Source organism: Desulfobotulus pelophilus (assembly GCF_026155325.1).
Taxonomy (GTDB): domain Bacteria; phylum Desulfobacterota; class Desulfobacteria; order Desulfobacterales; family ASO4-4; genus Desulfobotulus; species Desulfobotulus pelophilus.
Window position 1 is genome coordinate 35,933 of record NZ_JAPFPW010000015.1, and the last position, 22,093, is coordinate 58,025.

Sequence of the window (22,093 nt, forward strand, 5' to 3'; positions counted from 1 at the left end):
AGGACCGGAGGAAGGAATGCAGGAAAAAAAAAGCAAAATCCAGGACCGGCACCCCATGCCGGAGCAGCCGGCGAATGTGAGGCGGCATAATTTTCTGGAAGTTCCCTTAGGTTATGGTGAAGAAACGGCCATGGCGGAAGCCACCCGTTGCATCCAGTGTAAAAATCCTCAATGTGTTCAGGGCTGCCCCGTTGCCGTACCCATTCCTCAGTTTATCAAAGCCATTGCAGAGGGTCGTTTTTCGGAAGGTATCCGGACAATCTGGGAAAAGAATGCACTGCCGGCTGTCTGCGGCAGGGTTTGCCCACAGGAAAGTCAGTGTGAGGGTCAGTGTATCCTGGGAAAAAAGGGCAGCCCCGTTGCCATTGGGAATCTGGAACGTTTTTTGGCAGACTGGGAACGGAAGAAGGGGGATGGATCCCTTCCGGAAAAAATGGCTGCCACAGGAAAGCGCGTGGCGGTTGTTGGAAGCGGTCCTGCTGGTCTTACGGTGGCAGGGGACCTTGTGCTGAAAGGGCATGATGTTACGCTTTTTGAGGCCTTTCACAAACCAGGTGGCGTTCTGGTTTACGGTATTCCTGAATTCCGTCTGCCGAAAGCCATTGTGGAATCGGAAGTGAAAACCCTTGAAAAGCTGGGAGTCAACCTTGTCTGTAATACGGTGGTCGGCAGGGCCGTGGATGTGAAGGAGCTTTTTGAAGAGGGCTTTGATGCTGTTTTTGTGGGTGTGGGAGCGGGGCTTCCCAGCTTTATGAATATTCCGGGAGAAAATCTCATTGGTGTCTATTCAGCCAATGAGTATCTGACCCGTGCCAATCTCATGAAGGCCTATGATCCGGCCTATGACACCCCCATGGTTGTGGGACGGAATGTGGCGGTTGTGGGAGGCGGTAATGTGGCCATGGATGCAGCACGAACGGCTTTACGCATGGGTGCTGAATCCGTAAAAATTATTTATCGCAGATCCAGAGAGGAAATGCCCGCACGCCTGGAAGAATCCCATCATGCGGAGGAAGAGGGAGTGGAGTTTATGCTGCTCACCAATCCTCTTCGTTTTGACGGGGATGAAAGGGGAAGGCTGACAAGTGTAACCTGCAAGCGAATGGAGCTGGGAGAGCCTGATGCCTCCGGTAGAAGGCGGCCTGTACCCCTAGATGGTTCCGATTTCACCATGGACTGCGATCTGGCTATTATTGCCGTTGGCTCCGGAGCCAATCCTCTGCTCACCAGCTCGGAACCAGAGATCGCTTTGAACCGCTGGGGCAATATTGAAGCGGATCCGGAAAATGGAAAAACCTCCATGCGCGGAGTTTGGGCGGGTGGTGATATTGTCACCGGTGCGGCAACGGTGATTCTTGCCATGGGAGCGGGCAGGAAAGCTGCCACCAGCATGCATGACTTTTTGGCGCGGGGCTGGTGATTGCGATGAGCTATGCACAGGCTTTCAGGGGGATTTTTTTTGTTACAGCCCTGGGGCCTGTTGCTGTTTTTTGTGATACCGGAGAGAAGGGGCTGAAAAAACTTCTTTTTGTGAATGAGAATGAAAGGGCTTTTTTTTCGTTTTCACCGGAAGTGTCTCTGCTGAAGGAGGCAAAGGAACAGCTTTTGGCTTATTTTTCAGGGAAATGCATGTCCTTTGATCTTCCGCTTTTACCGGAAGGAACGCTTTTTCAGCAACGGGTGTGGAAAGAGCTTCGGGTTATTCCCCATGGAGAAACAAGGTCTTACAAAGATATAGCTATGGCTCTGGGGCAGCCGGGGGCCTCTCGGGCAGTGGGCAATGCCAATGGCCGAAATCCTCTGCCCCTTTTGATTCCCTGCCACAGGGTTATTGCCGCCGATGGCGGCCTGGGAGGATACAGCAGTGGTCTTTTCCGTAAAAGATTTCTTCTGAGTTTGGAAACCGGAAAGACGGAAGATGGCTTGATTCACCGATGAAGCTCCCGTTTTTTCTTGTTTCATTTTGTGCGGAATGATTTTTTTTCATCAGGCTCTTTACAGATTGTGGAGAGGTCCCTGTTGATAGGATATTCTGGAAAGGTGCGGTTTTGGGCAGGGTGTTGCCCAAGCCGCACCTTTTTGCTGTAGGATTCAGGAGGAAACGGCTTCTTCTTTCAGAGCATATATGTCCGGATGTGTGGCGATGGAGCGGACGAACTGCTGGGTTCGCTGGCTTAGCCGGTTCTGGATGATAGTGACCGTTGCGCGTATCATTTTGTATCCGATGGAGCTGTTTTTTTCAAAAAGATCCATCAGTGCCGGCCCATTGATCATGATGAGCTCACAGGCATCGGCACTGACGGCGTCAAGACTGTAGCCGGTCTGATCCAGAATGGCGGTGAGGCCGAAGGCAGCACCTGGTTTAAGGGTACCGACGGTTACAACCATGGTCTTATGGATACGCTGTTCCAGGAGAACAGTTCCGGATTTGAGCAGGAAGAAGGTTTCGGCTGCATCACCTTCCCGGTAAATGGTCTGCCCTTCGTCAAAATGCACTTCCTGACATATGGGAAGAACCTGTTCGACTTCCTGCGTACTCAGTTTTTCCAGGATTGGATAGTGGGCCAAAGAGTCTGTGGTGAGCATGCAACTTCCTTTCATGGAAGGTTATCGGTGAGCGTAAAGGGTCTCCGCCCGCTTATCCATAGGGATAAGCGGGCTTTTTTGTCAGCTGACAAGGAAAAAGAGCAGAATCAGTATGCAGACAACTCCTGCCGCACTGATACCCAGCGGGGTTGTGCCAGTACTGTAGCTTGCCCGGATCTGTTCTTCCACTTTGCTGTCCGTAAAGGGACGCGCCAGTGCGCGGGTAATACGTTCGGGTATGTTTTTGGAAATTTCGGCAATGCGGGGAATGAGCCTGTGGGTAACCAATGCTTCCGTAACCCGGTTCATTCCGTTGAGGCTGCGATCCATGGCATGGTAAAAGGCCTTGCCTCCCTCAATATAGGTAATGTCCGTGTCGGTCAGTTTATGCGTGGGTCTGGCTTTGGTTTTGTCTTTCTTTTTATCTGCTTTCACCATGAGGGTGAAAAGCCATACACCCAGCGCCATAACGGCAATCTGTTTGATGAGATGTACCAGTGTATAGGGATTGTAGTCCATGCTGTGGGGTAGCAGTTTGTAGAGCGCGTCGGGATAGACACCCAGATAAAAACAGAGGAAAGAGGCTATGGCCATGGCCAGCAGCATGCAGCGGGGAGGATCCTGGGCTTCCGGAACGCTGGGAGCTGTTTTCCCGCCGAACCATACATAGTACGGCAGCTTCAGGCCTACGGAAAGCCAGGTTCCGAGGCTGGCAAGCAGCAGCATGCCCCAGAGGATGGTTCTGCCGGAATGTTCCGCCGCTGTCAGGATAATATCCTTTGATACGAAGCCCGAGGTCAGGGGGGCGCCGGAAATGGATATACCCCCCACAACGGTGAAAACCAGGGTCAGTGGCATGAGCGCTTTGAGACCACCCAGTTCTTTGATGCGTGAACTTCCCGCCATCTGCAGCACGGCACCGGCACCCATGAAAAGCAGCGCTTTGTAAATGATGTGAGCGTAGGCATGGGCAACGGCACCGTTGATGGCAAGGCTGGTGCCGATACCTACGGCGCAGACCATGTAACCGACCTGGCTGACAATGTGATAGGCCAGGATACGGCGGGCATCGGTGATGATGAGGGCGTAGGTTACACCGTAAAGGGTCATGATGGCACCGAGAACAGCGAGAATTTCAAAGCCGGGGAAGGCCCGGCAGAGAACATAGACCGCCGTTTTGGTTGTAAAGGCACTGAGGAAAACGGCACCTGTAACGGTGGCTTCGGGGTAGGCATCCGGAAGCCATGCATGGAGGGGTGGAACGGCTGCGTTGACAATGAAGCCGATCATGATGAGGTATTCGGCAAGGCCTGCCTGGTCCGGGGAGAAACGCCCGAAAGTGAGGTCTCCGCCTGTGGCATTGTAATGGATGATGATACCACCCAAGAGTATGAGCCCGCCTGCCATATGGACAAGGATATAGCGGAAAGCGGCATCATAGGCTTCCCGGCTTTTGCGTGCAAGGATGAGGAAGGTGGAGGCAACGGCCATGATCTCCCAGAAAATATACAGGGAAAGGAGGTCTCCCGCAAAGGTTACGCCCAGAGCTCCACCAGCATAAAAGAGGGCTGCCATGTGTTGCACATTGTCCTGGACTTTCAGGGCATAGAGAACGCCCATGAAGCAGGCCATGGAAAAGATAATGCCAAAGGGCCTGGCCAGTCCGTCCATATGGCCGAAGATGAGATGGAAATCCATGAACTGCAGGGTCCAGTGTACACCGTTGGGCGTGTTGAGGACCACGGCAAGGGAAAGAAGGGGCAGAAGGAGCATCCATACAGCCCTGGCCCCTCGGGACAGAAGCGGGATGAGAAGAGCTCCGAAAATAAGAATCAGGGCAGGGGGGATACCGCTGCCGAAGAGAGTCTGGTACATGGGGGACTCCTGTACGGTTATGTGAAATCCGGTTTCATACGTTGCTCAGCCGCCCATGATCTGGGAAACGGCAAGCTGCGCCAGCCGGAAAAAGGGCTGTGGATAGAAAAAGAGGAGAAGAGACCCCGCAGCAGTAATGCACAGGGGGTACAGGCACCATGGTGGCGATTCCTTAATGCCCTCTTCAAACAGATTGTCTTCCGGTGCGCAGAAAAAGGCCCTGTAGACAATGGGCAGAAAATAGGCTGCATTCAGTATGGAACTGAAGAGCAGCACGGCAAGAAAACCGATCTGACCGGCTTCAAGGGTACCGATGACAAGATACCATTTGGAAAGAAAGCCCCCTGCAGGCGGCAGTCCTATAACGGAAAGGGCACCGATGAAAAAGGCTGTCATGGTTACAGGCATGCGGCGACCGATGCCTTTCATCTGGCTGATGTATTTTTTCCCTGAGGCAACAAAGATGGCGCCTGCACAGAAAAAGAGAGTGATTTTTCCGAAGGCATGCATGGTGATATGCATCATACCGCCCTGCAGAGCCGCCGGGGTGAGAAGGGCGGCTCCCAGAATAATATAGGAAAGCTGTCCAATGGTGGAAAAAGCAAGCCTTCTTTTCAGTTCATCCTGGCTTAAGGCAATGAGAGATGAGACCAGAATGGTGATACTGGCAATGACGGCAATCACTGTGCCGATGCCTGCATCGGAAAGGGGCGTTGTACCCAGCGTGCCTGTCAGGGCACGGAAAACACAGAAAACACCTACCTTGACCACGGCAACGGCATGGAGAAGGGAGCTGACCGGGGTTGGCGCAACCATGGCTGCCGGCAGCCATGAATGGAAGGGCATGACGCCTGCCTTGGCAAAGCCGAATACAAACATAAGTGCCAGGACCAGCAGGGTGCCTTTACCCGTATCCGCTGTCAGAACACCACCGGCGGTAAAGTCCAGGTTGCCGGCCTGCACATATACATACAGCATGGCCGGAAGGGCCAGGCATATGGAGGCGCCAAGGATATAGCCAATGTATTTTCTACCCGAAACCCTTGCTTCATGGTCCTGATGGTGGGCAACCAGCGGATAGGTGGCAAAACTCAGCATCTCGTAAAAAAGATACATGGTTAAGAGATTCGCCGAGAAGGCAACGCCGATGGTGGCGGAAAGGGAGATGGCAAAAAAGCTGAAGTAGCGCGTCTGGCTGTGTTCATCAAGGCCCCGCATGTAGCCGATGGAATAGGCGGAGGTCACAATCCAGAGAGAAGAGGATACAAGGGCAAAAAGCATTCCGAAGGCATCCACCCGGAAGGCGATGGGTACGCCGGGAATCACTTCGACAAGGGTAAATGTATAGCTGCCTCCCTGAAGAACAAAGGGAGTCATGGAGGCCACCAGGCCGAATTTGATGAAGGCGGCGGCAAAGGTCCATCCTTCCCGGGCGTTTTCACTCCTGCTGGATACAATGGCCGGAACGACCGCCAGGGAAACGAGCACGGCAAGGAGGGGTATGATGGAGTGTAGGGTTTCCATATTAAAGCACCTGTCCGGGAATCGCTGGATCAATGAAAAGGGTGACAATGTCTCCGGCCAGAAGGCCGAGGACCACAAGGGCCAGAGCAGCAATTAAAAGAGGAATCACCATGGAAACGGGGGCCTCGGCCATGGCGAGGGCTGGCGGACCGTGGTGGGCGTGGTCATCATGACCATGCCCATGGTGGATGACGGCATCCTCAGGTGTTTCAAAAAGGGCGATTTCAAAAACCTTGAAGAAGAGAATGGCATTGATGATGCTCGCGGAAAGAAGAGCGACGACAAAACCCCAGTGACCGGCTTCGATACCGCCGGATATGAGGTACCATTTACTGAAAAAGCCGCAGGTAGGCGGAATGCCAATAATGGAAAGACCGGCAATGACCAGAGCTCCCATGGAAAAAGGCATTTTCTGGAAAAGACCTTTCAGGTCCGTAAATGCATCACTTCCCTGTTTGGCCCGTATGGTGGCGGCTGCCATGAAGATACACAGGGTCATGGCGGCGTCGTTGACAATGTGGAGCATGGCACCGGTCATCCCCGCCCTGTTGCCCAGCCAGAATCCTCCCACCATGTAGGCAACTTCCACAATAATGATGTAGGTGAGCATGCGTTTGAAGCTTTTTTGGGCAAGGGCCATGAAGGCTCCTGCAAAGATGCCGATGGTGGCCAGCCAGACAAGACCCTCGGCTATGACTCCCGTATCAAAGGCTAGAGACATGGGGAAAACAGAAAAAACAATTCGTACCATGATGTAGATGCTGACCTTGGTGGTCAGGGCGGCCATCAGGTTGGTGGTGGCATCCGGAGCGTAGGTGTAGGCATTGGGCAGCCAGCCGTGAACGGGGAAGGCCGCCATTTTGGCCAGAAGTCCTGTGATGCAGAGAACAAAGGCCATGGTGATGGTGGGATTGGGACCCATTTCATGGAGAATGGCAGCAATATCAGCCATGTTGAGGGACCCTGTGGCAATGTAGATATAGGCTACCCCCATGAGATAGAAGCTGGCTCCGATGGTTCCCATGATCAGGTAGTTGAGGGCTGCAAGGGGAGCACGGTTGTTTCCCATGCCGATGAGGGCATATCCCGAAAGGGAAGCTATTTCAAGGAGAACATAGAGGTTGAAAATATCTTCCGTTGCCACCATACCCGCAAGGCCACAGACAAAAAAAATGTAGAGAGCGTACCAGGCCGGTGTTTTTTCGGCAAAGTCCTTTTCGGCCCGGTTCCTGGATGCCACAAGATTGACAAGGGCAACGGCCATGATGGCGGTAAGAACAATGGCACTGAAGGTATCGATGCGGTAGGCGATGCCAAAGGGAGGCATCCATCCTGCCATGTGATAGGTGAGTGTTTCTCCTCTGGCTGTGGTGACAAGCATGTGCAGGGCAGTACCAAGTCCGGAGAGAAGTCCTGCAAGGGCAAAGGGAAAAGCCCATTTCCGGTTGACCCATCCCGCTGCCGCTGCGGCCATACCCCACAGAAAGGGTGCCATGACAACCAGAACGGGAAAATGCTGGGTGAATTCCATCATAATCGAATCCGTATACGCCTCAGGGGCGCGTTAGGGTGCCAGCTGTTCAGCGGGACTGAATGGCACGGTTAATTTCATCTTCTTCAAGGGTTCCATAGCTGCGGTAAACCTTGATGGTCAGCGCCAGGGCCACCCCGAGGGTGGCCACGGCAACCACAATGGCCGTAAGCATCAGTACGTGGGGCAGAGGGTTGAGATACATGGCAGGGTCAATGGCCCCTTTGCTTTCCTCCATGAGAATGGGGAGGGTGGCGTCTTTTTTAAAAGAAGCGGAAATGAAAAAAAGAATAATGGAGGTCTGGAAAATATTCAGGCCTATGATTTTCTTAACCAGATTGGTTTTGGAAATCATGGCGTACATTCCAAGAAAAAAGAGGAATATACAGCCCCAGTAGTTATACTTTCCGATAAAGTAGGGAATGGCATCCATATGCTAGAGTCCTTCGTCCTGCTGTCCTGCAGAAGACAGGTTGTAGTAAATCCAGACCATCACGGCCATGACAGCCATGGTTACGCCGATTTCCACAATAAGTATGCTGTGGGACCGGGCCATTACCGTATCGCTCAGGAGGAAAGGGGCCAGTATGTCATAGTTGAGGAAATCCATGCCCAGTAAAAGGCATAGGGTACCGGTACCGGCAAAGATGGCAACGCCTATGATGGAAAAGAGGGCTGTTACCCTTTCGTTCATACGGTGGATGGCGGTTTTGAGATTGCGGCTGATGGCCAGGAGGATAATCGTGGCACCCAGTACAACCCCCGCCTGAAAACCACCTCCCGGGCTGTAATGGCCATGGGCCAGAACGTAGAGGGAGTATATCTGCAGAAAGGGAATGAGGCACCGGCAGGTGGTTCGGATAATGGGATCGAAGGGTGTCCAGAGTGTGTCGATGGGCCGGAACACCTTGGAGTCTTCCGGTGGCAGCTTTCCTCCTTCCTCAATACGCAGGGTAACCCCGGTGGGAATATGGCGGTAATATTGGGGGCCGATTTGTTTCCGTCCTTTGGTGCGGAGCAGAAAGAAGCAGGCAAGCCCTGCCGTGAGAACCACCGCTGCTTCAAACATGGTGTCGTAGGATCGGTAATCCGCCAGAACTACCGCTACCATGTTGGGAGCCTGGGTATGCTCATAGGCATTTTCAATGTAGAAAGGGGAAACATGCAGGCTGGCCGGAGAGGCAGGGTCTCCCCACATGGGCAGATGGTGGGCATTGACCAGAAGGAGGCCGCCTGCAAAAAGACAGAGTATCAGGGCAAGCTTTTTCAATCTTTGGTCCTCCTTGTGGTATGAAATACCGTAGCAACAAAAAAGACAGTGCTGACACCGGCGCCAACGGTTGCCTCCGTGAAAGCCACGTCCACGGCTCCCATTACGGCGAGAAGCAGGCATATCATGAAGCTGTAGGCGCTGATGACTATGGCGGCTGCCATCAGGTCTTTGACGGCAAGGGCTCCGATGCCACAGAGAATGATGAGAGTGAAAACAATGATATCAACGGTTATCATATCTGTTTCTCCTCGTTTTTACGGGTCCAGGGCTTCCCGCCGGCCCGCATGCCTGCATCCACAATGGCGTGGGTGGCTGTGGGGCTGGTGATGAAAACAAAGACGGCGATGAGAATGATTTTCAGGCTGGTAATTACGCCGTTGAGATCCGGGTGCTGCGTGAGTACGTAAAGGATAGCGGCTCCGAGGAGGCATATCAGGGCTGTGGTGTCCAGAAGACTTGCCGCATGCAGCCTTGTATAGAAATCCGGCATGCGGAGAATGCCGACAGCGCCACCCACAAGGAAGAGGCAGCCCGCCAGAAGAAGAAGGGCGATGAGGGTGTTGACAAAGAGCATGATCCTTATCCTTTATCCGGGTTATGGGAGGGGGGTGCTGCATCTTCGTGCAGTCCCCGTCGTTTCTGGAAATAGCGGGATGCGGCCAGTACGGCAATGAAGTTGAGCATGGCATAGGCCAGGGCAATATCCACCAGCATGTCTACTCGCTGATACATAACGCCTATGATAATGAGCAGGGGAGTTGTTTTGGACCCGATGGCATTGACACCAATAATATGATCCAGACTGGAAGGTCCCCGTGCGGCGCGGTACAGTCCCGCCGCCATGGCCATGGCAATGCAGATGGCGGCAGCGTTAAAAAGCGTATTTATGAACATGATTTATTCTCCAAAGATCCGGGCAATCCGGTTTTCCATTTCACCCGGCAGCGATGCGCTGGACTCCTGATCCAGGGCATGTACCGTGAATTTGCCTAAAGGGGATATGGAAATGGTGATGGTGCCGGGTGTCAGGGTTATGGAATTGCCAAAGGTAACTTGTCCTGTTTCATTTTGTATCCGTGATTGAAAACGAAGAATGTGCGGGTTGATGCGTTCTTTGAGGCGTGGGTGAAAAACCAGCCGGAGTACGTGAATGCTGGAAAGCAGGACTTGCCATAGCAGCCAGAATATGTAGAGAAAAAAGCGGTACCAGAGGCGGGGAGTATGTCCGGTAAGGCCCCGGGGAAAAAGAAGGTCATGGGAAAACCATGAAATGATGGCTGCGGAAAGGGCACCGAGGCCGAGATGGAAAAGATCAAATTTTCCGGAAAGCATTATCCATGTCAGCATAAGGACCAGCCAGGTGAGAAGCAGTGCCGGACCCTTTCTGCTCCTGTGGGGGGTATCTGTCGGGATCACTCTGTCCCTCCTTGTGGTGATGCGCAGTGATGAATTTTGGGTTGAAATGAAACAGTTCTAAACGTTTTTTGGTAAAGCCCCTGTATTTGATGTGTGGGGGAAAACTCAATGGAAAAAATTAGCCCAAGGATTTCCGGAATTCAACCTTTTTCGAAGACCCTGTGCAAAATCTTTTTATATGCCCTGTGGGCGAACGGTTCTCCTTGTTCCTTTTTCCGGAAACGGGGAAAAATGGCTTTGTTCAAAAATGTATCGTATTGTTTTTTTCTGCCCATGAAAGAGGTTTTTTTCCTTACACGTGAACATGTTTCCGGTATTGACCCCTTTTCTGTGAAGGAGTATAGCCTGATGATATCTCTTATTGGTAAGGTCCATGGGGATCTTTCATGCTTTTTCCATACTCTGAGGAGGAATGATGAGAAAAATTGGTTTAACCATTACATGCATGCTGGCCTTGATTTGTTGTGCGGCGGCACCGGTTGTAGCAAAGGAAATCCGTTTAGCCTTTGACTCCGATCCCGTTTCCCTGGATCCTCATATGCAGCTTTCCGGCGGGATGCTGATGTATTCCCACCAGGTATTTGATCCTCTGGTTCGCTGGACCCAGGAGATGGATTTTGAACCCCGCCTTGCCGAAAGCTGGGAGCGCATTGATGAACTGACCATGCGTTTTCATCTGCGGAAAGGTGTAACCTTTCATTCGGGTAATCCTTTTACGGCAAAAGATGTGGCATGGACCCTGAACCGACTCAAGGTAAGCCAGGATTTCCGGGGGCTTTTTGAGGCTTTTGCCGAAGCCCGTCCGGTGGATGACCATACGGTGGACATTATCACCCACCGTCCCTATGGTCTGGTGTTAAGCCTTGCCACCTATATTTTTCCCATGGACAGTGTCTTTTACAGCGGTACGGACGAGCAGGGGCAGCCCAAAGATATGATAGCGAAAACCGGCCCCAGTTTTGCCAACGCCAATGCGTCAGGGACAGGACCGTTCCGGGTCACGGCCCGTCAGCATGGAGTGCGTACGGTTTTTGACCGCTTTGGGGATTACTGGGATAAAAAATCTCCGGGTAACGTAACCCGCATGGTGCTGACTCCCATCCGCAATGATGCCACCCGCGTGGCGGCTCTCCTTTCCGGTGATGTGGATTTTATCGTGCCCGTTCCTCCTCAGGATCAGGATCGCATTGAGCGGCACAGAGATGTCAAGCTTGTCACCATGTCCGGCACCCGCATTATCACCTTGCAGATGAATCAGAAACGGCGTCCTGAATTCCAGGATGTGCGGGTTCGTCAGGCCATTGTGCACGCGGTTAATAATCAGGGCATTGTGGACCGTATCATGCGTGGACGGGCAACGGTGGCTGCCCAGCAGAGCCCGAAGGGTTATTCGGGATACAATGAATCACTTGTTCCGAGGTATGACCTTGAAAAAGCCCGCCAGCTCATGAAGGAAGCCGGTTATGAAAAGGGCTTTGAGGTTACCATGGTTGCCCCTAATGATCGGTATGTGAACGACGCCCGCATTGCGGAAGCCGTGGTTCCCATGCTGGCCCGCATCAATATCCGGGTGAATCTCCAAACCATGCCCAAAGCTCAGTACTGGGATGAGTTTGACGCCCAGGTGGCAGACATTCAACTTATCGGCTGGCATTCTGATACGGAAGATTCCGGAAACTTTACGGAATATCTTGCCATGTGTCCCAGCACAGAAACTGGTTACGGCCAGTATAACTCCGGCAATTACTGCAATCCCAGGGTGGATGAGCTTGCTCTGGCCTGCCAGACGGAGACGGACATGGAAAAACGAAATGCCATGCTGCGGGAAATTGAACGGATTCTTTATGAAGATGCCGCTTTTGTTCCCCTTCACTGGCAGGATCTATCCTGGGCTGCCAGGAATAATCTTGAAATTGAAACAATCGTAAACGTACAGGATTTCCCTTATTTCGGTGATCTTGTGGTTCACTGAAAAGGTTGTTGAATTTAAAAAACTCCGGTGGTGCAGGGCTGGGTAGAAATCGTGCTCAGATGGCTGTTCACCGGAGTTTTTTTATGGATTTCTGAATGCTTTTCCGGGCTGGCTCTGCTGATTTGGCCGGTCTGCGGAGAAAGGACAGCGGGGAAAAAAGGGTTTGCTGATGGCCGGGAAACCGTAATAAGGCGGCGGTTTAACCCATGTCTGTTACAGGAACCCTTTGGTGTACATACGATATCCTCTTTTTTTTGTGCTGGTGTTTATGGTATGCTTTTTTGTTTTTCGTCCGGGGATGCCCGGACGGTATTTATGAACCCGTAGCCTGCAGGTTTGTTGCCATGTTTGCATTTATTGTGCGCCGGGTTACTCAGGCGGTTTTTGTGATGCTGGTGATCAGTTTTCTGGGATTTTCCATACGGCATCAGATTGGTGATCCTGTTCGGGATCTGGTTGGCGTGAGTGTCTCTGTGGCGGAAAGAGAAGCGCTGAGGGATGAACTGGGCCTCAATGACGCGTTTCATGTGCAGTATTTTCGTTTTTTAAAAGGGGTTTTGCGCGGGGATCTGGGCCAGTCCTTTTTTTTCAAGAAGCCTGCTCTGGACGTGATTCTGGCGAAAATGCCCGCAACGCTGGAGCTGGTTTTCTGTGCAGGGGTCATCATCATTGCCCTTTCCATTCCTCTGGGAATGTATGCCGCCATAAGGCCGAAAAGTTTTTTTTCAAGAATTCTTATGGGAGGCAGCATTGTCGGGGTTTCCATTCCTGTGTTTCTGACGGCCATCCTTCTCATTTATCTCTTTTCGGTAATCCTTGGATGGTTGCCTTCCTATGGCAGGGGCGAGCTGGTTATGGTGGGCCGATGGCAGACGGGTATGCTGACGGTGGATGGCTGGCTGCATCTGATTCTCCCTTCCATAGCCCTTTCTTCCATTATGCTGCCCCTTTTTATCCGTTTGATCCGTTCGGAAATGATGGAGGTTCTGGAAACGGAATACATTAAATTTGCCCATGCCAAGGGGCTTTCTCCCCTGCGTGTCTGGCTGGTTCATGGGTTCCGGAACACGCTCTTGCCTGTCATTACTGTGGGAGGCGTGCAGATCGGCACCATGATCGCTTTTACTATTTTAACGGAAACGGTTTTTCAGTGGCATGGTATGGGCTTTATGTTTCTAGAGGCGGTGCAGCGTGCGGATACCTCTCTTCTGGTGGCCTATCTGATGGTGGTGGGCTTTCTCTTTGTGGTGGTGAACACCCTGGTGGATATTCTCTACGGCATTGTCAACCCCAAGGTCCGTATTCAGGCAGGCAATAAATGAAACGCTGGCAAGAGTTTAAACAATCCTATTTTCTGTATAGTTTTAAAAAAGACCGTGTGGCCGTAACCAGTTTTGTGATTTTTATCCTGCTGCTTATTATGGCCTTTTCTGCGCCCTGGACGGCACCCCATAACCCTTATGATACGTCCACCATTGATATCATGGATTCCAACCTGCCTCCCTCATGGATGGAAGAAGGGGAGACTCGTTTTCTTCTGGGAACGGATATTCAGGGCAGAGATCTCCTGTCTACCATGATGTACGGGATGAGGGTGTCCATTCTGATCGGCCTTGGGGCCGTTCTGCTTCAGGCCGTGCTGGGCATTTTTATCGGTCTGGTGGCGGGATATGTGGGCGGAAGGGTGGATGCCTTTCTCATGCGTCTTGCGGATGTGCAGTTATCCTTCTCAACCCTGATGGTGGCTATTTTCATCTCCGCCATTTTCCAAACGGCCTTTGGGGCGGGGCGCTATGAACAGATGGCCGTACCCATTCTTATTCTGGTCATAGGCCTGGCGGAGTGGCCCCAGTATGCCCGAACCGTCCGTGCATCCGTACTGGGAGAAAAGGGAAAGGAGTATGTGGAAGCAGCCCGGGTGATAGGTCTGCCTTCCCGACGCATCATGTTCCGTCATATTCTGCCCAATACCCTGTCGCCCGTACTGGTTATATCCACCGTGCAGGTGGCCAATGCGGTCATGAGTGAGGCGGCCCTTTCTTTTCTGGGACTGGGGATGCCCGTGACCCGTCCTTCCCTGGGTTCTCTGATTAATTCCGGTTTTGAGTATATTTTTTCCGGGTCCTGGTGGATAACCCTTTTTCCCGGGTTTCTGCTGGTTTTGCTTGTGCTGGTCATCAACCTGCTGGGCGACTGGTTGAGGGATGTGTTGAATCCAAAGCTTTACAAGGGATAATTGATGAGCCATCTGCTTGAAATAAACGATCTGGAGGTCCGGTTTGCCTTGCGCTCCGGCGATCTTACAGCCATTAACCGTATTGGTTTTACCCTTGAAAAAGGTGAGCGTATGGGGCTTGTTGGCGAGTCCGGTGCGGGTAAGTCCGTAACGGGTTTTTCCATCTTAAACCTCATCAGCAAGCCCGGTTATATTGCCGGTGGGCGGATTCTTTTCAGGGGCAGAGACCTTGCGGTTTTAACAACGGAAGAAATGCGGTCCGTTCGTGGCAACCGTATCAGCATGATTTTTCAGGATCCCATGATGACTCTGAATCCTGTTATGACCATCGGTGATCAGATGACAGAAGGTCTTATGGCCCACAGAAAGATATCCAGAAGTTCTGCTGAGGATCTGGCTGTGGAAAAATTGAAGGCGGTTCATATTCCTTCTCCGGAAACCCGGCTGCGTCAGTATCCCCATGAGTTTTCCGGTGGAATGCGCCAGCGCATTGTGATTGCCATAGCCCTCCTGACGGATCCGGATCTTATTATTGCAGATGAGCCCACAACGGCTCTGGACGTGACCATTCAGGCCGAAATTATGGACCTTCTGCTGGATCTGTGTACCCAGAAGGAGATGGCCATGATTCTGATCACCCATGATCTTGGGGTTGTCAGCCAGGTGACGGAGAAGATTGGTGTCATGTATGCCGGGAGAATTGTGGAAATGGGCTCCACGGATAATATTGTTTCCAATCCTCAGCATCCTTATACCAAAGGTCTGATCCGGGCTCTTCCCGGAAGCCGCGAGCCGGGAAGCATGCTGTATCAGATTCCCGGAAGCATGCCCAGCCTTTCAGCCATTCCAGAGGGGTGTGCCTTTCACCCCCGTTGCGATTTGGCCCGTGATGTCTGCAGGGCAGAAGTCCCTCCGCTCATGCAGCGCGGGTTGTTTCAGAGGCTGGTGGCCTGTCATCTTGTGGGGGCGGTTTAGATAGGGATGGGGGGTATCCGTGACCTTGTCCGTGCCCCTGTCCTGTTTTTGGTGAGACTGTTCAATATGCTGGCAGCTTCTGCCACATGAAAAGGGGAAAAACATGCTGGCAAACTCGTCCCTTGTGACCCTGAACAAGGTGGTCAAGCATTTTGATATATCTGGCGGATTTCTGGAACAGCTACGCTTCAAAGGCCTGCGTCCCCGTCTGCAGCAGACAAAGGTTCATGCCATCAACGATGTGAGTCTGACCATTGAAAAGGGTGAGATTGTAAGTGTGGTGGGTGAGTCCGGCTGCGGTAAATCCACTTTGGCCCGCACGGTGATGGGCCTTTATAAGCCGGACTCAGGTGCCATTTATTATGAAAATACACGAATCGATTCGCTGGACAATGCTCAGATGCTGGGATTCCGTCGGAAAATGCAGATGATTTTTCAGGATCCCTATGCGTCCCTGAATCCGCGTATGACCGTATGCCAGACGCTGGAAGAGCCTTTGCGTTTTCATAACCCGTCCATTTCACAGGGCGAGGTAAAAGACCGGGTTGCGGAAGTGATGGGGCAGGTCGGGGTGGATCCCGGATGGGGAGAGCGCTATCCCCATGAATTTTCCGGGGGACAGCGTCAACGGGTGTCCATTGCCAGAGCCCTTGTTGTGGATCCGGAATTTATTGTTGCAGATGAGCCCATTTCTGCTCTGGATGTGTCCATTCAGGCCCAGATTCTGAATCTTCTTATGGAAGCCAGAGATCGGAGAGGGCTGACTTATATGATGATCACCCACGATCTTTCCGTGGTGGCCCATGTGTCCACCCGTGTGGCTGTGATGTATCTGGGAACCCTTTGCGAGGTGGCAGCGGCGGCCAATCTTTTTGAAACAGCCCGTCACCCCTACACTCGGGCACTGCTTTCGGCCATTCCAAAGCTGGGTCAGAAAAAACCGGCTCATGTCAAGCTGAAAGGTGAGGTTCCAACCCCCATCAATCTGCCTTCGGGTTGTGTTTTTCACGGGCGTTGTCTGTATGCCAATGAGCGCTGTCGCAGGGAGATACCCCAGCTCCTGGCCCTGCCATCGGGAGTGCAGGTAGCCTGCCATGGTGTGGAAGAGGGGCGGATTCTGGACTGAGACAGTTGGAGGCTTTTTTAGCTCTCCTCGTTTCAGCAGAGAAGGAAAGCCGATGCGGAGCTCTATTCCCTGTCAGGCTTATGCTGTTTTTCCTGTGAATGGTTTATGGTTCCCGGAGGAGAGTATTTAACCCGGAGACGCAGGATGCGGTTGCCATCCATGGTCAGTACGGTAATCAGGTAAGATGCCACCACAAAGGTTTGGCCTTCGGTGGGTATGCGACCGATATGATGGAGAAGAAAACCGGAAAAGGTGTCGTAGTCCGGTGATTCAGGCAGAGCTTCCGGCAGCATGCGATTGGCATCCTCCACCGGAATTTTTCCTAAGAGAATCCATTCGTGTTGGGTCACTTCCTTGATAAGAGTTTCATCTTTGTCCGATTCATCGGAAATTTCCCCCACAATTTCTTCCAGAACATCCTCCAGTGTCACAAGGCCACAGACGCCGCCATATTCATCTATCACAATGGCCATATGCTGCTTTCTGGTCTTGAACTGAGCCAGAAGGGTATCAATTTTTTTAGATTCCGGGATAAAGTAGGGTTTTCGCATGATTTCCCGAAAGTCGGGAAGACGCCCCCGGGTGGTTTGAAACCGGAATATATCCCCCACATGCATCACTCCCATCACTTCGTCAAGATTGCCCTGAATGAGGGGGATGCGGGAAAAACCCGATGCCATAATGGCAGGCAGGTCCGGTTTTTCTTCAAGGTCCACAACAAACATATCCCGCCTGGGAGTCATGATGTCGTAGGCCGGAATGTCATCAAACTCAAAGATATTCCGGATCAGTTCCTTTTCTTCTTCCTTAATTTCTCCTTCTTCTTCGCCAACCTCCACAATGGAAATCAGTTCTTCTTCGGTGATGGCAGGAAGTCGCTGCAGGCGTCCTGTGAGTAGCGGAACAAAATCAAGCAGGAGAATAAGCGGATAACAAAGCATGGAAAACCATGATATGGGAAAAATAACCATACGGGCAATGAGCAGATTATTCTGGGTGGCCAGTGACTTGGGAATGATTTCCCCGAAAATGAGGAGCAGTAGCGTCATTACCCCCGTAACAATACCAATGGCATTGCTTTCAAACTGCTGAATGGCCAGAGCCGTTGCAATGGCTGAGGCACCTACATTCACAAGGTTATTCCCGATGAGAATGGTGGCCAGCAGGCGGTGGGGCTTGCTTTTCATTTTCAGGATCAGTTTGTCCGCCCTTCCTCCCTCTTTGGCCATATGATACACCCGCGCGCGGGAAAGGGAGAACAGGGCCGTTTCAGAGCTGGAAAAAAAGCCAGAAAGCAGTAGGAAAAGAACCAGAAGAGTCAGATGGAAAGCCATGGATCGGATTCCGTTGTCTGAGGCGGAATCACAGCCTCCTTTCGGGTCAGGTGTAAGAATTCTAAAAAAAAATACACATTAAACGGATTCAGCGGAGAAGCCGCTTAGGATGACATTGCCAGCTGTGTTTCCATAAGGGGACAAACGATTTAATCCCAAGGCTGTCGCCTGAATAAACTGTACGGTTCCTTTGGCTGCGTGCAGGAACCGTATCATTGTATTTTCCGGCTTGATAGGGCGGAAAATACAATGATACTGTGGTTTGAAATAATAAATCGTCAGCATGGATACTGCAAGGGCTGTTCCTGTTTTAAAAAAAGATACGCTTGTGATTGGTAGAAAATATGGGAAAAGAGGGTGGGACAGGATTGATAATGAAAAAGGTTTTTTCATGGATATGGTGGTTTGGGATTTTTCCGGCAGGTCTTTTGCCCTGTGCGGCTTTCTCCTCATCACCCCAGACCGTATCCGCCTATTTTGAAAACGATACCTTTTATGGGACGGACCGGGATTATACCAACGGCATTCGCTTCACCTATACGGCCGCCCATGTTCCGTTTGCATCCGGCGCCACCACGGAGAAGGTCCATCGTTTGATTGACCGTATTCCTGTCATTGGACATGGGGATTCGCAGAGACTGTTTGCCCTAAGTCTGGGACAGAATATTTATACGGCAGATGATACCTACAGTCGGGAATATCTCCCTGATGAAAGGCCCTATGCCGGGCTTAGCTATCTGGGCTTTGCCCTGCTGAAGAGAAAGGACTGTCACCTCAGTACTTGGGAGCTGGGCCTTGGCCTTGTGGGAAAAGACTCCTATGCAGAAGATACCCAGCGGGTTATTCACGACTGGGGGGGCTGGAGTCAGCCCAGTGGATGGGAACATCAGCTGAGAAATGAGCCGGTTCTTCAGATTTTTTATACGTCACACTGGCGTTTTGCATCACCTCAGACAAGGCAGGGTCTGGGTATGGATGTGCTGCCAAGGGCAGGCTGGGGGATTGGGAACGGCTTTACCTCCCTTGGTGGTGGCATGGAGGTCCGTGCGGGGTGGAATCTTCCCAGAGACTTCGGCAACGGTCATATCCGGCCAGCAACGGAAACCCACCTTCCCTTGTCTTCCGAAGACCCTCGCTTCAATCCCCCTTTCCGGCGTGTAGGGGTTCATCTCTATGGCGGAGCATCGGGATCCTGGGTGGCCCGGAATATTCTTTTGGATGGCAATACGTTCCGGAGCAGTGCCAGTGTGGATAAAGAGATGTGGGTGGGGAATTATTCCTATGGGATCGGAGTGATTCTGTATCGGTTTAAAATCGTTTATGGCCGTGTCCACAGCAGCAGAGAGTATAAGACCCAGAAGGAGGGGCAGAGCTACGGAACCGTTCATGTGTCCTATACCTGGTAGGTCTTTCAAAAAGCCGTCATAAAATATCGGGTTTGTGCACATGAACCTTGTTTTGTGCACTGCAATGAGTTACAAGAAAAAGGTGGTTATGGGAAAGAACTTCTGATGACTCTGATATAGTGGTGATACCATGTTTTCTACCAGTGTGGATGTAAACAAAAACCGGCTGTACATTACCATCGGTTTTCTTCAGTCCCATGAAGAAATTCATGCCCTGCTTGCCGAGGTAGAGGCTGTTTTGCCCCGTCTTTCTCCGGGTTTTTCCTGTGTAACGGATCTGCGGGAGTACCGGCGCCTGGGTGATTCCGGAGAGGAGCTGATTTTTCAGGTACAAAAATGCCTTAAGGATGCAGGCATTTCCAGAGCTGTGCGGGTTGAGAGACGGCAGGCTCTTCCGGAGCATATTCAGTTTGAAACGGGCAGTCTTGAGATTGGTTACCCTGCCCATCTGGTACGGACCCGGGAAGAGGCAGATAATTTTCTGGACCATCTCGGGTCCGCTGCCCAAAGATGAGGTATCGGTTTCATCGTCTGATATAAAAAAGACCCTGTTGTCTGCGTAAAACGAGGATTTTACGCAGACAACAGGGTCTTTTTTATGCCGGTAGTCATCGTCCATGGAAAAAAGCAGCCTCAGGAATCATGGAGCTTTCCCGTCAGAAGCTGCATGTCAATGCCGCCATGCTGGAAGTGTCGGCAGGTATAGTTGCCGAATTCCTGCGGTCGGCCTTCTTCTTTGGGAATGAGCAGGCCCATGCGCCAGCCTTTCCAGTGTGAAAGAAGATGGGAAACAATTTTCTGCCTCAGTCGGGTAGCTTCTGCACGGGTATGGATGCGGATACCATAGGGCGGGTTGAGCAGAACGAGGCCCGGCGGATGACCAGATGGCTGCATGGAGAAAAAATCGGCTTCTGTCGCTTCAACTTCCTGCAGAAAGGAGTGGTTTTGGCAGACTTTACGAAAGCTCTGGATGGCTTTTGCATCCCTGTCACTGGCCAGAATGGAGGCTTTAAAGGGCAGGCAGGTAGGGGGTGTTTCCTGTGGTGGCATGAGGAGAAACACAGGCCAGTTCTCCCAGGCAAAAGTTCTAAAGATGCCGGGAGGAGTGCTGCTTGCCATAAGGGCTGCTTCCATGGAAAAAGTGCCGGATCCGCACATGGGGTCCATCAGCGGTTGGGAAGGGGTGTAGCCTGCAGCCATGAGTATGGCCGCAGCGAGGTTTTCTCTTAGGGTTGCCCGCCCGCCGCTGGTTTTGATGCCCCGCAGGTACAGAAGTGGGCCTGAGCTGTCAATGGAAAGGGTAAACCGGTCTTTATTGCCGCGGATATAAAGGGAGGGAAGGGGTTTCTCCGGTATGGGAGGTACAAGAATCTCAGATGCTGTCTTTTGCGTAAAAACTTCCTGAACTCTCTGGGCAATGGCTTCGCTGTGGTAAAGGCGGCATTTGTGACAGAGGACCCGTACGGAAGGGAGGCATCCTTCCGGGAAAAAAATATTCCATGGTATATCGGAAAGTTTCTTTTTCATGGTGGTGAAATCCGTGGCCGTAAACCGGCCAATACGCATGAGAATTCTTGAGGCTGTCCGCAGCTGGCGATTGGCCGCTGGAACAAAGTGCAAAGGAGCATGGAGAAGAATTCCCCCTTTTTCAACCTGTGCCGGACCGGATTCAGGAAAAAGGGACTGGATTTCCAGCAGGCATTCATTTTCAAATCCCGGGGGACAGATAATGAAGAATTCCTGTTTTTTTTCCATAAGCTGCCTGCGGAGTTGTTTATGAAGTCGGGTTCTGCGCATGATAAGAGTTTTTCCTTGTCTGGGGAAGCTGCAGCAGAATGACGGCAGCAATAACCAGTGCTGCACCGCAAAGCTGCAGTGTATTAAACAATTCGGCGAGAAGAAAAAAGCTGATAATACCGGCAAATACGGGTTCAAGGGTACCTGTGATACTGGCTGGTGCTGCACCGGTTAAGGCAATGCCGTAAAGGAACAGAAAAAAGGGCAGTGCGGTGCCGAAGGTGCTGATGGTAAGGGCGATAGCCCAGGTTGTCGGATCGTTTCCCAGAGCCCTGAATCCGGAAAAAGGCGGCAGCAGGATGTGCCAGAGAACGGCGGCGATGGTCATAGCAAAAAAGACAACGGTTTCAGGGCTTTTTTCCTTCATCCGGGCTTCGCCCGCAAGGGAGTAGATGGCAAAGGTAAGAGCCGCTCCCAATCCGGCAAGAATGCCTGTTATGTTCATTGACTGAAACTCCATGGAAGGAAGATTCAGTACCAGTGAACAGCCGGCAACAGCTGTACAAAGGGCCATAAGGATGCGCAGGGAAAGGGGCTTTTTTTGAAAAACAAGTTGCCAGATGGTTATGAGTACCGGAGCCAGATATTGCAGTAGAATGGCGGCGGCAACCTGGATTCGGCTGATGGCAAGAAGGTAGCTTGCCTGCATGGCGGCCATGCCAAAGATACCGAGGAAAAGATAGTTTGGCAGGCGTTGCAGGGGAATCTGAAGTTTTTCCGGTGCGCGGAAAAAAAGAAAAAGCCCGATGCAGACAGACGCAACCGTAAGGCGTACCTGTACCAGATCAAAGGGAGACAGTCCCCCATTGAAAAGATACTTGGCCAGGGATCCGGAAGATGCCCATAGAAGGGCCGCAAGGATAACCGCGGAAAAACCGCGGGCTGATGTGCTGCTTGGGTTTGGCATTGCTCTCCCTTTTTGATGAAGCATGCTGTGGAGTCCCCATGGAGAGGACATCCTTTTTCTGTCTTTGATCATAAACGAAGACAGATGAACATGGATTTTTTTGTTTTTGAATCTTTTGTAAATTCTTGTTATCAG

Annotated in this window: 22 protein-coding genes; 9 read left to right on the forward strand and 13 right to left on the reverse strand. The window is 51.8% G+C overall.

The window, feature by feature from the left end; translation table 11 throughout:
- Positions 1-16 precede the first annotated feature (16 nt).
- Both gltA and OOT00_RS12260 read left to right on the forward strand, forming a co-directional pair.
- The gene (gene gltA, locus OOT00_RS12255) at positions 17-1,420 is read left to right on the forward strand and encodes an NADPH-dependent glutamate synthase (protein ID WP_265425667.1); all 1,404 of its coding nucleotides are present in this window, start codon (positions 17-19) and stop codon (positions 1,418-1,420) included.
- 5 nt (positions 1,421-1,425) lie between these two features.
- Positions 1,426-1,938 carry a methylated-DNA--[protein]-cysteine S-methyltransferase gene (locus OOT00_RS12260; RefSeq protein WP_265425668.1) on the forward strand — a complete coding sequence of 171 codons (513 nt, stop codon included), beginning with the start codon at positions 1,426-1,428 and terminating at the stop codon, positions 1,936-1,938.
- Between the two features lie 153 nt (positions 1,939-2,091).
- Here the strand turns inward: OOT00_RS12260 and OOT00_RS12265 are convergent, their stop codons facing one another.
- From OOT00_RS12265 to OOT00_RS12310, 10 genes are all read right to left on the reverse strand, one after another.
- Positions 2,092-2,586, reverse strand: a complete 495-nt coding sequence (locus OOT00_RS12265) for a Crp/Fnr family transcriptional regulator (protein ID WP_265425669.1) — start codon at positions 2,584-2,586, stop codon at positions 2,092-2,094.
- Between the two features lie 81 nt (positions 2,587-2,667).
- Positions 2,668-4,461: a Na(+)/H(+) antiporter subunit D gene (locus tag OOT00_RS12270; protein ID WP_265425670.1), complete on the reverse strand. Its 1,794-nt coding sequence runs from the start codon at positions 4,459-4,461 to the stop codon at positions 2,668-2,670.
- Positions 4,462-4,506: 45 nt separating this feature from the next.
- The gene (locus OOT00_RS12275) at positions 4,507-5,985 is read right to left on the reverse strand and encodes a monovalent cation/H+ antiporter subunit D family protein (RefSeq protein WP_265425671.1); all 1,479 of its coding nucleotides are present in this window, start codon (positions 5,983-5,985) and stop codon (positions 4,507-4,509) included.
- 1 nt (position 5,986) lies between these two features.
- Positions 5,987-7,519, reverse strand: coding sequence for a complex I subunit 5 family protein (locus tag OOT00_RS12280; RefSeq protein ID WP_265425672.1), 1,533 nt, complete (start codon positions 7,517-7,519; stop codon positions 5,987-5,989).
- Between the two features lie 46 nt (positions 7,520-7,565).
- Complete coding sequence (locus tag OOT00_RS12285) at positions 7,566-7,949, reverse strand: cation:proton antiporter subunit C (RefSeq protein WP_265425673.1); 384 nt, start codon at positions 7,947-7,949, stop codon at positions 7,566-7,568.
- A gap of 3 nt (positions 7,950-7,952) precedes the next feature.
- Positions 7,953-8,786, reverse strand: coding sequence for a hydrogen gas-evolving membrane-bound hydrogenase subunit E (mbhE, locus tag OOT00_RS12290; RefSeq protein ID WP_265425674.1), 834 nt, complete (start codon positions 8,784-8,786; stop codon positions 7,953-7,955).
- Positions 8,783-9,025 (reverse strand): Na(+)/H(+) antiporter subunit B, encoded by a 243-nt coding sequence (locus tag OOT00_RS12295; RefSeq protein WP_265425675.1) that lies wholly within the window; start codon positions 9,023-9,025, stop codon positions 8,783-8,785. The genes mbhE and OOT00_RS12295 overlap by 4 nt, the downstream gene beginning before the upstream one ends.
- The gene (gene mnhG / locus OOT00_RS12300) at positions 9,022-9,363 is read right to left on the reverse strand and encodes a monovalent cation/H(+) antiporter subunit G (RefSeq protein WP_265425676.1); all 342 of its coding nucleotides are present in this window, start codon (positions 9,361-9,363) and stop codon (positions 9,022-9,024) included. The genes OOT00_RS12295 and mnhG overlap by 4 nt, the downstream gene beginning before the upstream one ends.
- A gap of 5 nt (positions 9,364-9,368) precedes the next feature.
- Positions 9,369-9,683, reverse strand: a complete 315-nt coding sequence (locus tag OOT00_RS12305; protein ID WP_265425677.1) for an MrpF/PhaF family protein — start codon at positions 9,681-9,683, stop codon at positions 9,369-9,371.
- A 3-nt stretch (positions 9,684-9,686) separates the two neighbouring features.
- Positions 9,687-10,205: a Na+/H+ antiporter subunit E gene (locus tag OOT00_RS12310; RefSeq protein WP_265425678.1), complete on the reverse strand. Its 519-nt coding sequence runs from the start codon at positions 10,203-10,205 to the stop codon at positions 9,687-9,689.
- Between the two features lie 412 nt (positions 10,206-10,617).
- Here OOT00_RS12310 and OOT00_RS12315 point away from each other — a divergent pair, with 412 nt between their 5' ends.
- The 5 genes from OOT00_RS12315 (at position 10,618) to OOT00_RS12335 (ending at position 16,514) form a co-directional block, all read left to right on the forward strand.
- Positions 10,618-12,177 (forward strand): ABC transporter substrate-binding protein, encoded by a 1,560-nt coding sequence (locus OOT00_RS12315; RefSeq protein WP_265425679.1) that lies wholly within the window; start codon positions 10,618-10,620, stop codon positions 12,175-12,177.
- A gap of 344 nt (positions 12,178-12,521) precedes the next feature.
- Positions 12,522-13,499, forward strand: coding sequence for an ABC transporter permease (locus tag OOT00_RS12320; protein WP_265425680.1), 978 nt, complete (start codon positions 12,522-12,524; stop codon positions 13,497-13,499).
- Positions 13,496-14,413: an ABC transporter permease gene (locus OOT00_RS12325; RefSeq protein WP_265425681.1), complete on the forward strand. Its 918-nt coding sequence runs from the start codon at positions 13,496-13,498 to the stop codon at positions 14,411-14,413. Before OOT00_RS12320 ends, OOT00_RS12325 begins: the two co-directional genes overlap by 4 nt.
- 3 nt (positions 14,414-14,416) lie before the next feature.
- Positions 14,417-15,388, forward strand: a complete 972-nt coding sequence (locus tag OOT00_RS12330; protein WP_265425682.1) for an ABC transporter ATP-binding protein — start codon at positions 14,417-14,419, stop codon at positions 15,386-15,388.
- A gap of 103 nt (positions 15,389-15,491) precedes the next feature.
- Positions 15,492-16,514: an ABC transporter ATP-binding protein gene (locus OOT00_RS12335; protein WP_265425683.1), complete on the forward strand. Its 1,023-nt coding sequence runs from the start codon at positions 15,492-15,494 to the stop codon at positions 16,512-16,514.
- A 62-nt stretch (positions 16,515-16,576) separates the two neighbouring features.
- Here the strand turns inward: OOT00_RS12335 and OOT00_RS12340 are convergent, their stop codons facing one another.
- Entirely contained in the window at positions 16,577-17,848 is a 1,272-nt protein-coding gene (locus tag OOT00_RS12340; protein WP_265425684.1) for a hemolysin family protein, read from the reverse strand.
- A gap of 374 nt (positions 17,849-18,222) precedes the next feature.
- Here OOT00_RS12340 and OOT00_RS12345 point away from each other — a divergent pair, with 374 nt between their 5' ends.
- A complete protein-coding gene (locus OOT00_RS12345) occupies positions 18,223-19,254 on the forward strand; it encodes a lipid A deacylase LpxR family protein (protein ID WP_265425685.1) in 1,032 nt (343 codons plus the stop codon).
- Positions 19,255-19,384: 130 nt separating this feature from the next.
- The gene (locus tag OOT00_RS12350; RefSeq protein ID WP_265425686.1) at positions 19,385-19,768 is read left to right on the forward strand and encodes a hypothetical protein; all 384 of its coding nucleotides are present in this window, start codon (positions 19,385-19,387) and stop codon (positions 19,766-19,768) included.
- A gap of 119 nt (positions 19,769-19,887) precedes the next feature.
- Here OOT00_RS12350 and OOT00_RS12355 read toward each other — a convergent pair whose 3' ends face one another.
- Together OOT00_RS12355 and OOT00_RS12360 are read right to left on the reverse strand one after the other, a co-directional pair.
- Positions 19,888-21,051, reverse strand: a complete 1,164-nt coding sequence (locus OOT00_RS12355) for a THUMP domain-containing class I SAM-dependent RNA methyltransferase (protein WP_265425687.1) — start codon at positions 21,049-21,051, stop codon at positions 19,888-19,890.
- Positions 21,029-21,958: a DMT family transporter gene (locus OOT00_RS12360; protein WP_265425688.1), complete on the reverse strand. Its 930-nt coding sequence runs from the start codon at positions 21,956-21,958 to the stop codon at positions 21,029-21,031. The genes OOT00_RS12355 and OOT00_RS12360 overlap by 23 nt, the downstream gene beginning before the upstream one ends.
- Positions 21,959-22,093: the final 135 nt, after the last annotated feature.

Excerpts from the sequence above, each read along its gene's own strand:
- gltA (WP_265425667.1), top strand. The coding sequence starts at position 17 with ATGCAGGAAAAAAAAAGCAAAATCCAGGACCGGCACCCCATGCCGGAG.
- OOT00_RS12260 (WP_265425668.1), top strand. The coding sequence starts at position 1,426 with ATGAGCTATGCACAGGCTTTCAGGGGGATTTTTTTTGTTACAGCCCTG.
- OOT00_RS12265 (WP_265425669.1), bottom strand. The coding sequence starts at position 2,586 with ATGCTCACCACAGACTCTTTGGCCCACTATCCAATCCTGGAAAAACTG.
- OOT00_RS12270 (WP_265425670.1), bottom strand. The coding sequence starts at position 4,461 with ATGTACCAGACTCTCTTCGGCAGCGGTATCCCCCCTGCCCTGATTCTT.
- OOT00_RS12275 (WP_265425671.1), bottom strand. The coding sequence starts at position 5,985 with ATGGAAACCCTACACTCCATCATACCCCTCCTTGCCGTGCTCGTTTCC.
- OOT00_RS12280 (WP_265425672.1), bottom strand. The coding sequence starts at position 7,519 with ATGATGGAATTCACCCAGCATTTTCCCGTTCTGGTTGTCATGGCACCC.
- OOT00_RS12285 (WP_265425673.1), bottom strand. The coding sequence starts at position 7,949 with ATGGATGCCATTCCCTACTTTATCGGAAAGTATAACTACTGGGGCTGT.
- OOT00_RS12295 (WP_265425675.1), bottom strand. The coding sequence starts at position 9,025 with ATGATAACCGTTGATATCATTGTTTTCACTCTCATCATTCTCTGTGGC.
- mnhG (WP_265425676.1), bottom strand. The coding sequence starts at position 9,363 with ATGCTCTTTGTCAACACCCTCATCGCCCTTCTTCTTCTGGCGGGCTGC.
- OOT00_RS12305 (WP_265425677.1), bottom strand. The coding sequence starts at position 9,683 with ATGTTCATAAATACGCTTTTTAACGCTGCCGCCATCTGCATTGCCATG.
- OOT00_RS12315 (WP_265425679.1), top strand. The coding sequence starts at position 10,618 with ATGATGAGAAAAATTGGTTTAACCATTACATGCATGCTGGCCTTGATT.
- OOT00_RS12320 (WP_265425680.1), top strand. The coding sequence starts at position 12,522 with ATGTTTGCATTTATTGTGCGCCGGGTTACTCAGGCGGTTTTTGTGATG.
- OOT00_RS12325 (WP_265425681.1), top strand. The coding sequence starts at position 13,496 with ATGAAACGCTGGCAAGAGTTTAAACAATCCTATTTTCTGTATAGTTTT.
- OOT00_RS12330 (WP_265425682.1), top strand. The coding sequence starts at position 14,417 with ATGAGCCATCTGCTTGAAATAAACGATCTGGAGGTCCGGTTTGCCTTG.
- OOT00_RS12335 (WP_265425683.1), top strand. The coding sequence starts at position 15,492 with ATGCTGGCAAACTCGTCCCTTGTGACCCTGAACAAGGTGGTCAAGCAT.
- OOT00_RS12340 (WP_265425684.1), bottom strand. The coding sequence starts at position 17,848 with ATGGCTTTCCATCTGACTCTTCTGGTTCTTTTCCTACTGCTTTCTGGC.
- OOT00_RS12345 (WP_265425685.1), top strand. The coding sequence starts at position 18,223 with ATGAAAAAGGTTTTTTCATGGATATGGTGGTTTGGGATTTTTCCGGCA.
- OOT00_RS12350 (WP_265425686.1), top strand. The coding sequence starts at position 19,385 with ATGTTTTCTACCAGTGTGGATGTAAACAAAAACCGGCTGTACATTACC.
- OOT00_RS12355 (WP_265425687.1), bottom strand. The coding sequence starts at position 21,051 with ATGCGCAGAACCCGACTTCATAAACAACTCCGCAGGCAGCTTATGGAA.
- OOT00_RS12360 (WP_265425688.1), bottom strand. The coding sequence starts at position 21,958 with ATGCCAAACCCAAGCAGCACATCAGCCCGCGGTTTTTCCGCGGTTATC.